Below are 13,695 nucleotides of genomic sequence, written 5' to 3' on the forward strand. Positions count from 1 at the left end.
CGCCCCGATCCGGCCGCCCCGACGCGACCGCTCCTCAGTAGGCCCACGACTCCCGCACCGGCGGCAGCGCGGCGATCTCGGCCAGATCCCGCGCGGTCAGCTCCAGCCGCGCCGCCCCCGCGTTCTCCACCGCCCACTCCTCCCGCTTCGTACCCGGCAGCGGCACCACATGGCGCCCCCTGGTCAGTACCCACGCCAGGGCCACCTGCGCCGGTGTGGCGCCGTGACGTTCCGCTATCCGCCGCAACCCGACCACCAGCGGCTGGTTCGCGGCCATGATCTCGGCCGTGAACCGGGGATGGCGCGCCCGCAGGTCGTCCGGCTCGAAACCCTGCCCCGGGGTGAGCGTGCCGGTCAGGAATCCGCTGCCCAGCGGCATCGCCGCGAGGAAGCCGATACCGCGCGCCTCGCACCACGGCAGCAGCCGCTCCAGCGCCTCCGGCGACCAGACCGACAGCTCCGCCTCCACCGCGCTCACCGGAAACACCTGCTGAATCCGCTCCAGCCGGCGGATCGTCGACTCGTGCGGACGCGCCCCCGACCGGCGGCGGGAGGCACGCGGCCCCACGGCGCACAGGCCGAGTGCCCGCACCTTCCCGGCGCTCACCAGCTCCGCCATCGCGCCCCAGGTCTCCTCGACGGGTATCTCGGGGTCGGCGCGGTGCAGTTGGTAGAGATCGATCACATCGGTCTGCAAGCGGCGCAGCGAGGCGTCGCACGCGCGCCGCACATAGGAGGGCCGGCCGTTGGCGACGACGTGCTGGTCACCGACGAGCAGTCCGCACTTGGTCGAGACGAAGACATCGGCCCGCCGCTTCCCGACCACCCGCCCCAGCAGCAGCTCATTGGTGAAGGGGCCGTACATGTCGGCCGTGTCGAGCAGGCTCGTACCGGCGTCGAGCGCCGCGTGCACCGTACGGAGCGACCGGTCGCCGCGCTGCTGCGAGCCGGTGTACGCCCAGTGCATGGGCATGCAGCCGAGTCCGACCGCCCCCACTTCGAGCGCCGCCGCACCGATTGTCCTGCGCTCCAACTGCCGTACCCCTCCGTAAGACCGCCCCGGCGGTCCTGTGCCGTCCTCGGGCCAACGACCCGGCGCACGACAGCGAGCGGGCTCCCGACGCCCCTCCGCGCGGCTCCGCCTCCGGCGTCGCCGTCGGCCGACGACGCCCCGCGCCGCTTCCCTCCACCGCCGTGGATCCCGAGCCGCGTCGGCCGCTCCGCGGCGGGCGCTCACTGATCCACTCCCTATCGTGCACCAGATCACCACCGCATCGTCCCGCCGGGCTTCGCATAGCCTCCTGACCATGACTTCAGACGTATGGCTCCCGTATCCGGCAGACGAGATCGAAGGGCTTCCCGAGGGCCTTGACTACCGCTTCTGGGACGGCGGGGACTCCTTCCCCGCCGACCCGGCGCGGTGCGCCCTGTACGTCGTCCCGTACATGCGCGGCCCGGAGGTCTCCACCCGGCCGCTGGCCGAAATGACGTCCCTGCGCCTGGTGCAGACCCTCTCGGCGGGGGTGGACAACGTGACGCCGGGCCTGGACGTGCTGGCGCCGGGCGTGCGGCTGTGCAACGCCAAGGGCGTCCACGAGGCCAGTACGGCCGAGCTGGCCCTCACCCTGACCCTCGCCTCCCTGCGCGGGGTGCCCGGCTTCGTCAGGGACCAGGACCGGCAGCGGTGGCGCTCCGGCTTCCACGAGGCGCTCGCGGACAAGTCCGTGATGATCGTCGGGTACGGCTCGATCGGCGCGGCCGTCGAGGACCGGCTCGCGCCCTTCGAGTGCGCGCGGGTGATACGGGTGGCGCGCTCCGCCCGTACCGCGGAGCGCGGCGCGGTCCACGCGTTCACCGAACTGCCCGCGCTGCTGCCCGAGGCGGACGTGGTGATTCTCTCGACGCCGCTCGACGAGGGGACCAGGGGCCTGGCGGGGACCGCCTTCCTGGCCGGGATGAAGGACGGCGCGCTGCTCGTGAACGTCGCGCGCGGCGCGGTCGTCGACACCGGGGCGCTCCTCGCGGAGCTGGAGAGCGGCAGGATCCGGGCCGCCCTCGATGTCACCGACCCCGAACCCCTGCCCTCCGGCCATCCGCTCTGGCATGCTCCGGGTGTTCTCATCAGTCCCCATGTCGGCGGACCCACCTCCGCCTTCCTGCCGCGTGCCAAGCGTCTGCTCGTCGCGCAGCTGACCCGGTTCGCGGCCGGGGAGGAGCCGCTGAACGTCGTACTCACCACGGGCGCGTGACATCGCGCGGCGGGCGCCCTCGCACCGCTCCGCGCGCCCGCCGAGGCCGCCCCGAGGCCGCCCCGAGGCACCCCCGAAGCGACAACGTCCCAGGTCGTCACGGAGAGTAGAAGAACTATGTCCCTGAGTGACGAGTCTGGTGTATCGTCCCGATCTGGGGGCTGTGCCGCGCCCGGGTCGGCGCGGCGGAGCGATCAGGAACCGAGGGGGGCGACGGGCGATGTACGGTCGACGGACGAACGATCCGACGCGTCAAGGACGCCGGCGGCGACGGCCTCCGGGCATCCCGGCGCGCACACCGTGCGCGCCGAGGGTCTCGGCGCCACCTCCGGGACCCGCACCGGCAGCGCCGGCACCAGCACCGACATCACCCGCACCGGCGGCGGTCCTGCCGCGGCCGGGGGCAGCGCCGGAGCCTCGCGGGGCGCTCCGGTGAGCGCCGAGGGCATGATCGTCGGCGCGCGCCCGGCGGTCGGCGGGAGCAGCGGGCTGATCGCCCAGCTCCTCCTCGCCCTGATCTGCGCGGGATACGCCGCCGGAGCGGCGCTGGGCTGGGGTTCGGAGCGGCTGGCCCTGATCATGGGTGATTTCGGGCTGAGCGTCGCCGCCCTGATCGCCGCCGTCTCCTGCTTCTTCTACGCACGCGGCCACGCCAGCCGGTTCCGGCCCGCCTGGCTGCTGTTCTCGTTCTCGTCCGCGATGGCCTCCGCCGGAAACGCGGTCTGGGGGTGGTACGAGGTCGTGCTCGACGAGCCCGTGCCGAGCCCCTCCCTCGCGGACCTCTGCTTCCTCTGCTTCGCGCCGCCCGCCATCGTCGGACTGCTCGTCCTCGCCAAACGCCCGGTGAGCCGGGCCGGCTGGGTCTGTCTCGCGCTGGACTCCTGGCTCATCGGCGGCTCCCTGCTCACCCTGTCCTGGAGCCTGGCGCTCGCGCGCACGGCGTCCTTCCAGGGCGAGAGCGTGCTCCAGGCCGCGCTCTCGCTCGCCTATCCCCTGCTCGACATCGTGCTCGTCAGCATGGTCCTCGCGCTCCACTTCCGGCGCGCCGCGGGCAGCCGCTCCGCGGTCAACACCGCGATCGCCGCCCTTGCTCTGACGGTGCTCTGTGATGCCCTGTTCACCTCCCCGCTGCTGCGTGACACCTACCGCTCCGGGCAGCTGCTGGACGCCGGCTGGTTCGCCGGCTCGCTGCTCCTCGCCTACGCGCCCTGGGGGGTGCGCCGCATGACGGACACCGTCCCGGCACCGCACCGGCAGGGCCGCCACTCCACGCCGATCGCCAGCTCGCTGGCCGCGCTCACGCCGTATCTGGCCGCCGCCGTCTGCACGCTGGGGATTCTCTACAACGTCATCGAGGGCCGCCGGGTGGACCGGGTCGTGGTCCTCACCGGCTGCACGGTCGTGCTCGCTCTGGTCATACGGCAGGGCATCATGCTCGTCGACAACATCGCGCTCACCCACGAACTGGCCCAGAAGGAGAACCACTTCCGCTCCCTGGTGCAGGGCTCCAGCGATGTGATCATGATCGCCGCGGCCTCCGGCACCCTGCGCTACGTCAGCCCCGCGGCCGCGGGGGTGTACGGGCGGGAGGCCGAGGACCTCGTCGGCGCCGAGCTGGCCTCGATCATCCATCCGGACGACCTGGGCCGGGTGATCCACGAGGTCCGGCGCTTTCTCGCCACGCCCCCCGCGGAGGAGCCCACCACCAGGATCGAGTGCCGCTTCAGCTCCGGCAGCGGCGGCTGGCTCAACGTCGAGTCCACCGTCAACCGCCACCAGGGCGGGCTGATCTTCAACAGCCGGGACGTCACCGAGCGCGTCCGCCTCCAGGCGCAGTTGCAGCACAACGCCGAGCACGACCCGCTCACCGACCTCCCCAACCGCGCCCTGTTCACCGAGCGGGTCCGGCAGGCCCTCGCCGGACGCCGCGCGACCGACGCGGGCACCGCGGTGCTCTTCATCGACCTCGACGGCTTCAAGGGCGTCAACGACCGGCTGGGCCACCAGACCGGTGACGAGCTGCTCGTTCAGGCCGCCCACCGCCTCCAGGAGTCCGTACGGGCCGGGGACACCGCCGCCAGGCTCGGCGGCGACGAGTTCGCCGCCATCGTCCTCGGCGACGGCTCCACCGACCGGACGACCCGGGAGTACCAGGTCCACGAGATCGCCGACCGGCTCCGGCTCCGGCTCTCCCAGCCGTACCGCATCGACGGCAACGACGTCCGGGTCGCCGCCTCGATCGGCGTCGCCTTCGCCGAGCCGGGCACCACCCCCACCGGCCTCATGCGCAACGCCGACCTCGCCATGTACCGGGCCAAGGCGTCGGGCAAGAACCGCGTCGAGCTGTACGCCCCCCAGATGCAGGCGGACGTGGTCCGCAGGACCGAGCTGGCCGCCCGGCTGCGCACCGCCCTGCACGAGGGCGAATTCGCCCTGCTCCACCAGCCGGTGGTCCACCTCACCTCCGGCCGGGTCTCCGCCGTCGCCGCCCAGGCCCGATGGCGCTCCGCCCAGGGCATCCTGTACACCCCCGCGGAGTTCCTGCGCGTCGCCGACGACAGCGACCGCACCGCGGAGCTGGGCCGCTGGCTCCTCGAACAGGCCGTCGAGCAGGCCGCCGAGCGCGCCGGGATCGGCCACACCGTCCCCGTGGCCGTCCGGCTGCCGGCCCGCATGCTGCTCGACAAGTCCATGCCGCTGGGCTCCATCGAGGCGCTGCTGACCCGGCACGGGCTGCCCTCGGGCGCCCTGATGATCGAGCTGTCCGACAGCGAGCCGCGCGCCTCCCTGGACGAGCTGGAGCGCCGTCTGGTCGCGCTGCGCCGCCTCGGCGTGCGGATCGCGCTCGACGGCTTCGGCAGCGGGTACGCGGCGATAAGCGCGCTGCGCAGGCTCCCCGTCGACGTACTGAAGCTGGACCGCGGACTGGTCGAGGGCGTCGTGGAGTCCGCCCGGCTGCACAAGATCACCGCGGGGCTGCTCCGGATCGCCTGCGACCTCGGTATGCAGTCCGTCGCCGAAGGCGTGGACGTCCCCGAACAGGTGATCGCGCTGCGGGCCATGGGATGCACCCACGGCCAGGGCATGGCCTTCGCCGGACCGCTGGACGAGCACCGGCTGCGCCGCGCCCTGGTCACGGGCTCGTACCCGGTCCCGGGCGCCGCCGCGCAGCCGGTCCTCTCCGGCAGCGCGCTCCCCGTCCGGCGCTCCCGGCAGTCGGTCCCCGACCGGATTCCGCGCCCCGCGATCCGCTCAAATAATGAGACGCCCGTCCCACCCACTTGACAGCCGGGGCGCGGCGGAGGGAGGGTCAGTGCCATGCGCACCCGAATCCTCGTACTTGGAAAGCGCGTCGGCTGAAGCAGAGCCCCGTACCCGCTCTGCAGACCGCACCGACGCGCTCCCCTCGCCTGCCTCACGGCACGAGGGGTTTTTTGTTGCACCGGCACACCCCAAACCCTCGCAAAAACCCTCAGCTTCGAGAAGAGAATGCCGATGACCGACCAGGCCACCGGGGCCCACCATCCGCAGCCGCGGGCCCGTAACGGCGGACCGTCCTCCGCCTCCGTCGAGCACGTCACGGGCGCGCAGTCGCTCATCCGCTCTCTTGAGGAAGTCGGCGCCGACACGGTATTCGGCATCCCCGGCGGCGCCATCCTCCCCGCGTACGACCCGATGATGGACTCCACCCGGGTCCGCCACATCCTGGTCCGCCACGAGCAGGGCGCCGGCCACGCGGCCGAGGGGTACGCGCAGGCCACCGGCAAGGTGGGCGTCTGCATGGCCACCTCGGGCCCCGGCGCCACCAACCTGGTCACGCCGATCGCCGACGCCCACATGGACTCCGTGCCGATGGTCGCGATCACCGGTCAGGTGGCGAGCGGGGCGATCGGTACGGACGCCTTCCAGGAGGCGGACATCTGCGGCATCACCATGCCGATCACGAAGCACAACTTCCTGGTCACCAAGGCCGAGGACATCCCGAGGACCATCGCGGAGGCGTTCCACATCGCCTCCACCGGACGCCCGGGACCCGTGCTGGTCGACATCGCCAAGGACGCCCTCCAGGCGCGGACCACCTTCAGCTGGCCGCCGGTCCAGGACCTGCCCGGCTACCGCCCGGTGACCAAGCCGCACGCCAAGCAGATCCGCGAGGCCGCCAAGCTGATCTCCCAGGCCACGCGCCCGGTGCTGTACGTCGGCGGGGGAGTCCTCAAGGCCGGCGCCACCGCCGAGCTGAAGGTCCTCGCCGAGCTGACCGGAGCCCCCGTCACCACCACCCTGATGGCGCTGGGCGCGTTCCCCGACACCCACCCGCTGCACGTGGGCATGCCGGGCATGCACGGGTCGGTCACCGCCGTCACCGCGCTCCAGAAGGCCGACCTGATCGTCGCCCTCGGCGCCCGCTTCGACGACCGCGTCACCGGCAAGCTGGACAGCTTCGCCCCGCACGCCAAGATCGTCCACGCCGACATCGACCCGGCCGAGATCGGCAAGAACCGGATCGCGGACGTGCCGATCGTCGGCGACGCCCGCGAGGTCCTGGCCGACCTCGTCCAGGCGGTCCAGGCCGAACACACCGAGGGCCAGGTCGGAGCGGCCGCCAAGTCGGGGTACGCGGCCTGGTGGAAGGACCTCAACCGCTGGCGCGAGACCTACCCCCTCGGCTACGACCAGCCCGACAACGGCACACTCGCCCCGCAGCAGGTCATCCAGCGCATCGGACAGCTCGCCCCCGAGGGCACCGTCTTCGCCGCCGGCGTCGGGCAGCACCAGATGTGGGCCGCCCACTTCATCGACTACGAGAAGCCCGCCACCTGGCTGAACTCCGGCGGCGCCGGGACGATGGGCTACGCGGTCCCCGCCGCCATGGGCGCCAAGGCCGGGCGGCCGGACCGTACCGTCTGGGCGATCGACGGCGACGGCTGCTTCCAGATGACCAACCAGGAACTCACCACCTGCGCCCTGAACAACATCCCGATCAAGGTCGCGATCATCAACAACGGCGCGCTGGGGATGGTCCGCCAGTGGCAGACCCTCTTCTACAACCAGCGCTACTCCAACACCGTGCTGCACGCGGGCCTGGAGACCGAGGGCGGCCCCAGCGGCGGCACCCGCGTCCCGGACTTCGTGAAGCTGGCCGAGGCCATGGGATGCGTGGCGATGCGCTGCGAGTCCCCGGACGAACTGGACGCGGTGATCGCCAAGGCCAACGCCGTCAACGACCGCCCCGTCGTGGTCGACTTCATCGTCCACGAGGACGCCCAGGTGTGGCCGATGGTCGCCGCGGGCACCTCGAACGACGAGGTCATGGCCGCCCGGGACGTCCGTCCCGACTTCGGCGACAGCACCGACGACTGACCCGCGGAACGAGAGCCCGAGAGAAGAGACCGACCATGACCAGGCACACACTCTCCGTTCTGGTGGAGAACACCCCCGGTATCCTCGCCCGGATCGCCGCGCTGTTCTCCCGCCGCGGGTTCAACATCGACTCACTCGCGGTCGGTGTCACCGAACACCCCGACATCTCCCGCATCACCATCGTGGTCAATGTCGAGGAACTCCCCCTGGAGCAGGTGACGAAGCAGCTCAACAAGCTGGTGAACGTCCTCAAGATCGTCGAACTGGAGCCCGGCGCTGCGATCCAGCGCGAGCTGGTCCTGGTGAAGGTCAGGGCCGACAACGAGACCCGCTCCCAGATCGTCGAGATCGTCCAGCTGTTCCGCGCCAAGACCGTCGACGTCTCACCCGAGGCCGTCACGATCGAGGCCACCGGATCGAGCGACAAACTCGACGCGATGCTCAAGATGCTGGAGCAGTTCGGCATCAAGGAGCTCGTGCAGTCCGGGACGATCGCCATAGGGCGCGGCGCGCGGTCCATCACCGACCGCAGCCTGCGGGCCCTCGACCGCAGCGCCTGACGAGCGCCGGTCCCAGCCCCGGTCCGGCTCGAATGCCGGACCGGGAAACCACCCGCAGCCGCCCCGCCGTACGGTGGGAAGCAGCTGTTCAACGTGCACACCAAGGAGAAGACCCAGTGGCCGAGCTGTTCTACGACGACGATGCCGACCTGTCCATCATCCAGAACCGCAAGGTCGCGGTCATCGGATACGGCAGCCAGGGCCACGCCCACGCGCTGTCGCTCCGTGACTCGGGTGTCGATGTCCGGGTCGGCCTGCACGAGGGCTCGAAGTCCAAGGCCAAGGCCGAGGAGCAGGGCCTGCGCGTGGTGACGCCGGCCGAGGCCGCCGCCGAGGCCGACGTCATCATGATCCTGGTGCCGGACCCGATCCAGGGCCAGGTCTACGAGGAGTCCATCAAGGACAACCTGAAGGACGGCGACGCGCTGTTCTTCGGCCACGGCCTGAACATCCGGTACGGGTTCATCAAGCCGCCGGCCAACGTCGACGTCGCGATGGTCGCCCCCAAGGGCCCCGGCCACCTGGTCCGCCGCCAGTACGAGGAGGGCCGCGGCGTTCCGTGCATCGCGGCCGTCGAACAGGACTTCTCGGGCAAGGCGTTCGCGCTGGCCCTCTCGTACGCCAAGGGCATCGGCGGCACCCGCGCCGGCGTCATCAAGACGACCTTCAAGGAAGAGACCGAGACCGACCTCTTCGGCGAGCAGGCCGTGCTCTGCGGCGGCACCGCCGCGCTGGTGAAGGCGGGCTTCGAGACGCTCACCGAGGCCGGTTACCAGCCGGAGATCGCGTACTTCGAGTGCCTCCACGAGCTGAAGCTGATCGTGGACCTCATGTACGAGGGCGGCCTGGAGAAGATGCGCTGGTCGGTCTCCGAGACCGCCGAGTGGGGCGACTACGTCAGCGGCCCGCGCGTCATCACCGACCAGACCAAGGTCGAGATGAAGAAGATCCTGGCCGAGATCCAGGACGGTACGTTCGCCAAGAACTGGATGGACGAGTACCACGGCGGTCTGAAGAAGTACAACGAGTACAAGAAGGCCGACAGCGACAGCCTGCTGGCGACCACCGGCGCCGAGCTGCGCAAGCTCATGAGCTGGGTCGACAACGACGACGCGTAGTCACCCGGACGGGCAAGTCGGCGGCGGCCCCGGGCCTCACGGTCCGGGGCCGCCGCCACCGGGCGCCGACGCCGGGCCGCACGTACGAGTGATCCTGCCGCACGGGCGGAATAACCCTCCGGTGACGGCATTACACTGCTCAACACATACGCGTCAGGCCCACAGCGTCGTGCGTCTTTCACGCGGTTAGGGCGCGCTCCGCCCTAGGACCCCTCCACCGCATGCGGCCGTCGGGACGGCCGTCCGCAATGGGACTTGTGAGGACTCACGTGAGCTCGAAACCTGTCGTACTCATCGCTGAAGAGCTTTCGCCCGCCACCGTCGACGCGCTCGGTCCGGATTTCGAGATCCGGCACTGTGACGGCGCCGACCGTGCGCAACTGCTGCCCGCCATCGCCGATGTGGACGCGATCCTCGTCCGCTCCGCGACCAAGGTCGACGCGGAGGCCGTCGCCGCGGCCTCGAAGCTGCGGGTCGTCGCCCGCGCCGGGGTCGGTCTGGACAACGTCGACGTCTCCGCCGCCACCAAGGCGGGCGTGATGGTCGTCAACGCGCCGACCTCCAACATCGTCACCGCCGCCGAGCTGGCCTGCGGTCTGCTCGTCGCCACCGCGCGCCACATCCCGCAGGCGAACACCGCCCTCAAGAACGGCGAGTGGAAGCGCTCCAAGTACACGGGCGTCGAGCTGAGCGAGAAGACCCTCGGCGTCGTCGGCCTCGGCCGCATCGGCGTGCTGGTCGCGCAGCGCATGTCCGCCTTCGGCATGAAGATCGTGGCGTACGACCCCTATGTGCAGCCGGCCCGCGCCGCCCAGATGGGCGTCAAGCTGCTCTCGCTGGACGAGCTGCTCGAAGTCTCGGACTTCATCACGGTGCACCTGCCCAAGACCCCCGAGACGCTGGGCCTGATCGGCGACGAGGCGCTCCACAAGGTCAAGCCGTCCGTGCGGATCGTCAACGCCGCGCGCGGCGGGATCGTCGACGAGGAGGCGCTCGCCTCCGCCCTCAAGGAGGGCCGCGTCGCCGGTGCCGGGCTCGACGTGTACACGAAGGAGCCCTGCACGGACTCCCCGCTGTTCCAGTTCGACCAGGTCGTCTGCACCCCGCACCTCGGCGCCTCCACCGACGAGGCACAGGAGAAGGCGGGCATCGCCGTCGCCAGGTCCGTGCGGCTCGCGCTCGCCGGTGAGCTCGTACCGGACGCGGTCAACGTCCAGGGCGGGGTCATCGCCGAGGACGTACGCCCCGGACTGCCGCTCGCCGAGAAGCTCGGCCGGATCTTCACCGCCCTCGCGGGCGAGGTCGCGGCCCGGCTCGACGTCGAGGTGTACGGCGAGATCACCCAGCACGATGTGAAGGTGCTCGAACTCTCCGCGCTCAAGGGCGTGTTCGAGGATGTCGTCGCCGAGACCGTGTCGTACGTCAACGCCCCGCTGTTCGCGCAGGAGCGTGGTGTCGAGGTCCGGCTCACCACCTCCAGCGAGTCCCCTAACCACCGCAACGTCGTCACCGTGCGCGGCACCCTCGCCGGCGGCGAGGAGGTCTCGGTCTCCGGCACCCTGGCCGGTCCCAAGCACCTGCTGAAGATCGTCGCGATCGGTGAGTACGACGTGGAGCTGGCGCTGGCCGACCACATGGTCGTGCTGCGGTACGAGGACCGCCCCGGTGTCGTCGGCACGGTCGGCCGGATTCTCGGCGAGGCCGGGCTGAACATCGCGGGCATGCAGGTGTCCCGCGCGGAGGAGGGCGGCGAGGCGCTGGTCGTGCTCACCGTGGACGACACCGTGCCGCCCGCGGTGCTCGCCGAGATCTCCGAGGAGATCGGCGCGGCCTCCGCCCGCTCGGTGAACCTGACCGACTGACGCCGTCCGTCGGTACGTGAGCGAGGGGCCCGGCGACGACGCCGGGCCCCTCGCGGCGTTCCCGGACGGAGCGGTGTCCGCGCTCCGACGCGTCAGCCGACGCCCAGCCCGTACTCAGCCCGTACTCAGCCGGTGCGCGGACGGCGCTCGGCGGCGCCCGGTCGTCGTCGGCCGGGGCGGATCGCGGCGGCCTTCAGCGCCATGTGGAGCAGCAGCCGGTCCTCGCCGTCGTCCAGGTCGAGCCCGGTGAGCTGCTCGATCCGGGAGAGCCGGTAGTAGAGCGTCTGCCGGTGGATGCCCAGCGCCGAGGCGGTGCGGCCCGCCTGACCTGCGTGGTCGAGGAACGCCTCGGCGGTGTGCGCCAGTTCGCCGTGGGCCGGGGCCAGCAGGGGGAGGACCGCGGGGTCGGGGCCGGTGGGCAGCGCGGTGAGCAGGCGGTACGCGCCGATGGCGGACCACCGGGCCACCGGGCCGAAGCGGGGCTGGGCCTCGCACGCGCGGGCCGCCGCGACCGCCTCGTCCCAGGCTTCCGGCAGCTCGGCGGGGCCCCGGCGCGGGGTGCCCGCGCCCGCGGCGGCGCCGGGGCCCGCGCTCGCGCGCAGCCGGTCCACGGCCGCGAGCACGGGGGCGAGGGCGTCGGGGGAGCGCAGCCGTACGAGCAGGGCCAGCGCCCGCGCGCCGGTGTGCCCCCCGGCCCCGGTGTCACCGACGCCGGCGCGAGCGGAGCCGTCGGTGAAGCCGTGCGCGCCCCCGCCGCCGTTCCCCTCGTCGGCACCGGTCCCGTGGCCGGGGCCGTACGGCAGGGTGCACAGCGCCGCCGTCCCCGGCACCGCCCGCGCCGCCGGCTCCCCGCCCGGCCAGGGCGCCACGCACACCACCACGTGCAGGCCGTCCGCGCTCGGGCCGAGGGCGGTGCGCAGCGTGGTCAGCGCCATCTCCCGCCGCCAGCCGGGCCCGGTGGTGAGGACCGCCCCCAGCTCGCGGGCCAGGTCCACGCCCGTCCGCAGCTCGTCGGCGAGCAGGTCGCCGATCCGGCCGGTCACCTCCATGGCCGCCGCCAGCCGGGAGGCGGCCGGTCCGGGGTCCGAGTCGTCCAGCAGCCACACGTAGCCGAGGACATGGCCCCGGTGGCGCACCGGCAGACAGATCCGGCCCCGGAAGACCCCCGCGTCCGGGGCGGCCGGGATACGGACCGGTTCCGTGGCCCGCGTGATGCCGAACGCCTCGAACCACGCGCGGACCGCGGGCGTCGACTTCCGGGTCAGGATCGAACGCGTCCTGACCGGGTCCATCGCCGTGTCGTCCTCGCTGTCGTGCGCGCCGAAGGCGATCAGCCCGAAGTCGCGGTTCTCCAGCGTCGCCGGGACGCCGAGCAGCGCCGAGATCTCGTCGACCAGTTCCTGATAACCATCGCTCACCCGGACATTCTCCCACCGCCTTCAGACATATGTCTGAAGGCGGTGGCACGGATGCGTGACAGCTGTCGATGGCAGAGGATCGGAGCGATCTCTAGGTTTCGCAGTGGTTCCCCGTTCAATTCCATCGTGGAGGTGGCCCGTGCTGGGTCCCGTGATCCTTGCCGCGTCGCGCAGCGACGCCATGCGGCGTGCCGTCTCGGCCGCCCCGGTCACCAAGCCCGTCGTGAACCGTTTCATCGCCGGCGAGTCCGTCGATGAGACGATCCCCGTCGTCCGGTCCATGGCCGACAACGGCCTGGAGATCACTCTCGACGTGCTCGGCGAGGACATCACCGACCGGGCCGAGGCGCTGACCGCCCGGGACGCCTACCTCCGCCTGATCGAGGCCCTCGCGCCGCTGGAGCTGGGGGAGCGCGCCGAGATGTCGGTGAAGCTGTCCTCCTTCGGCCAGGCGCTGCCCGGCGGGCACGACCTCGCGCTGGAGAACGTCACCGCCGTCGTCGAGGCCGCCGCCGCGATCGGCACCACGGTCACCCTCGACGCCGAGGACCACACCACCATCGACTCGATGCTCGCCATCCACGCCGAGCTGCGCACCCGCTTCCCGCAGACCGGCGCGGTCGTGCAGTCGTACCTCTTCCGCACCGAGGAGGACTGCCGGGCCCTCGCCGCCGCCGGCTCGCGCGTCCGCCTGGTCAAGGGCGCCTACAAGGAGCCCGCCTCCGTCGCGTACCAGGACAAGAGCGAGGTCGACAAGGCGTACATCCGCTCGCTGCGGATCCTGATGGAGGGCGGCGGCCACCCGATGGTCGGCACCCACGACCCGCGTATCGTCGCGATAGCCCAGGACATCGCCCGGCGTGCCGGACGTAAACTCGACGAGTACGAGTTCCAGATGCTGTACGGCATCCGCGAGGCCGAGCAGCTCCGGCTCGCCGCCGAGGGACACCGGATGCGTGTCTACATCGCCTACGGCACCGACTGGTACGGCTATTTCATGCGCCGCCTGGCCGAGCGCCCCGCCAACCTCGCGTTCTTCCTGCGCTCGCTGGTCACCCGCGGCTGACCGGCCCCTCACGCGACCGAGCACGACCGACGTACAGATCCAGCAGATTGAGGAGATTCGC

The 13,695-nt window shown here is 71.7% G+C and carries 9 protein-coding genes; 7 read left to right on the forward strand and 2 right to left on the reverse strand.

Annotation, left to right across the window (positions count from 1 at the left end; genetic code table 11):
- Positions 1–34 precede the first annotated feature (34 nt).
- Complete coding sequence (locus tag ACFY6S_RS27915; protein WP_388814680.1) at positions 35–1,033, reverse strand: aldo/keto reductase; 999 nt, start codon at positions 1,031–1,033, stop codon at positions 35–37.
- Positions 1,034–1,307: 274 nt separating this feature from the next.
- Here ACFY6S_RS27915 and ACFY6S_RS27920 point away from each other — a divergent pair, with 274 nt between their 5' ends.
- The 6 genes from ACFY6S_RS27920 (at position 1,308) to serA (ending at position 11,150) form a co-directional block, all read left to right on the forward strand.
- Positions 1,308–2,249, forward strand: coding sequence for a 2-hydroxyacid dehydrogenase (locus ACFY6S_RS27920; RefSeq protein WP_388814678.1), 942 nt, complete (start codon positions 1,308–1,310; stop codon positions 2,247–2,249).
- Positions 2,250–2,696: 447 nt separating this feature from the next.
- Positions 2,697–5,534, forward strand: coding sequence for a putative bifunctional diguanylate cyclase/phosphodiesterase (locus tag ACFY6S_RS27925; protein WP_388817799.1), 2,838 nt, complete (start codon positions 2,697–2,699; stop codon positions 5,532–5,534).
- A gap of 210 nt (positions 5,535–5,744) precedes the next feature.
- The gene (locus ACFY6S_RS27930) at positions 5,745–7,610 is read left to right on the forward strand and encodes an acetolactate synthase large subunit (protein WP_388814677.1); all 1,866 of its coding nucleotides are present in this window, start codon (positions 5,745–5,747) and stop codon (positions 7,608–7,610) included.
- A gap of 35 nt (positions 7,611–7,645) precedes the next feature.
- The gene (gene ilvN / locus ACFY6S_RS27935) at positions 7,646–8,170 is read left to right on the forward strand and encodes an acetolactate synthase small subunit (RefSeq protein ID WP_066945691.1); all 525 of its coding nucleotides are present in this window, start codon (positions 7,646–7,648) and stop codon (positions 8,168–8,170) included.
- A 32-nt stretch (positions 8,171–8,202) separates the two neighbouring features.
- Positions 8,203–9,288 (forward strand): ketol-acid reductoisomerase, encoded by a 1,086-nt coding sequence (gene ilvC, locus ACFY6S_RS27940; protein WP_388814674.1) that lies wholly within the window; start codon positions 8,203–8,205, stop codon positions 9,286–9,288.
- 269 nt (positions 9,289–9,557) lie between these two features.
- Complete coding sequence (gene serA / locus ACFY6S_RS27945) at positions 9,558–11,150, forward strand: phosphoglycerate dehydrogenase (protein ID WP_388814672.1); 1,593 nt, start codon at positions 9,558–9,560, stop codon at positions 11,148–11,150.
- 125 nt (positions 11,151–11,275) lie between these two features.
- Here the strand turns inward: serA and ACFY6S_RS27950 are convergent, their stop codons facing one another.
- A complete protein-coding gene (locus ACFY6S_RS27950; protein ID WP_388814670.1) occupies positions 11,276–12,568 on the reverse strand; it encodes a PucR family transcriptional regulator in 1,293 nt (430 codons plus the stop codon).
- Positions 12,569–12,707: 139 nt separating this feature from the next.
- Here ACFY6S_RS27950 and ACFY6S_RS27955 point away from each other — a divergent pair, with 139 nt between their 5' ends.
- Complete coding sequence (locus ACFY6S_RS27955) at positions 12,708–13,634, forward strand: proline dehydrogenase family protein (RefSeq protein ID WP_388814668.1); 927 nt, start codon at positions 12,708–12,710, stop codon at positions 13,632–13,634.
- Positions 13,635–13,695: the final 61 nt, after the last annotated feature.

Origin of the sequence: Streptomyces sp. NPDC012835, assembly GCF_042900885.1 — a bacterium.
GTDB lineage: Bacteria > Actinomycetota > Actinomycetes > Streptomycetales > Streptomycetaceae > Streptomyces.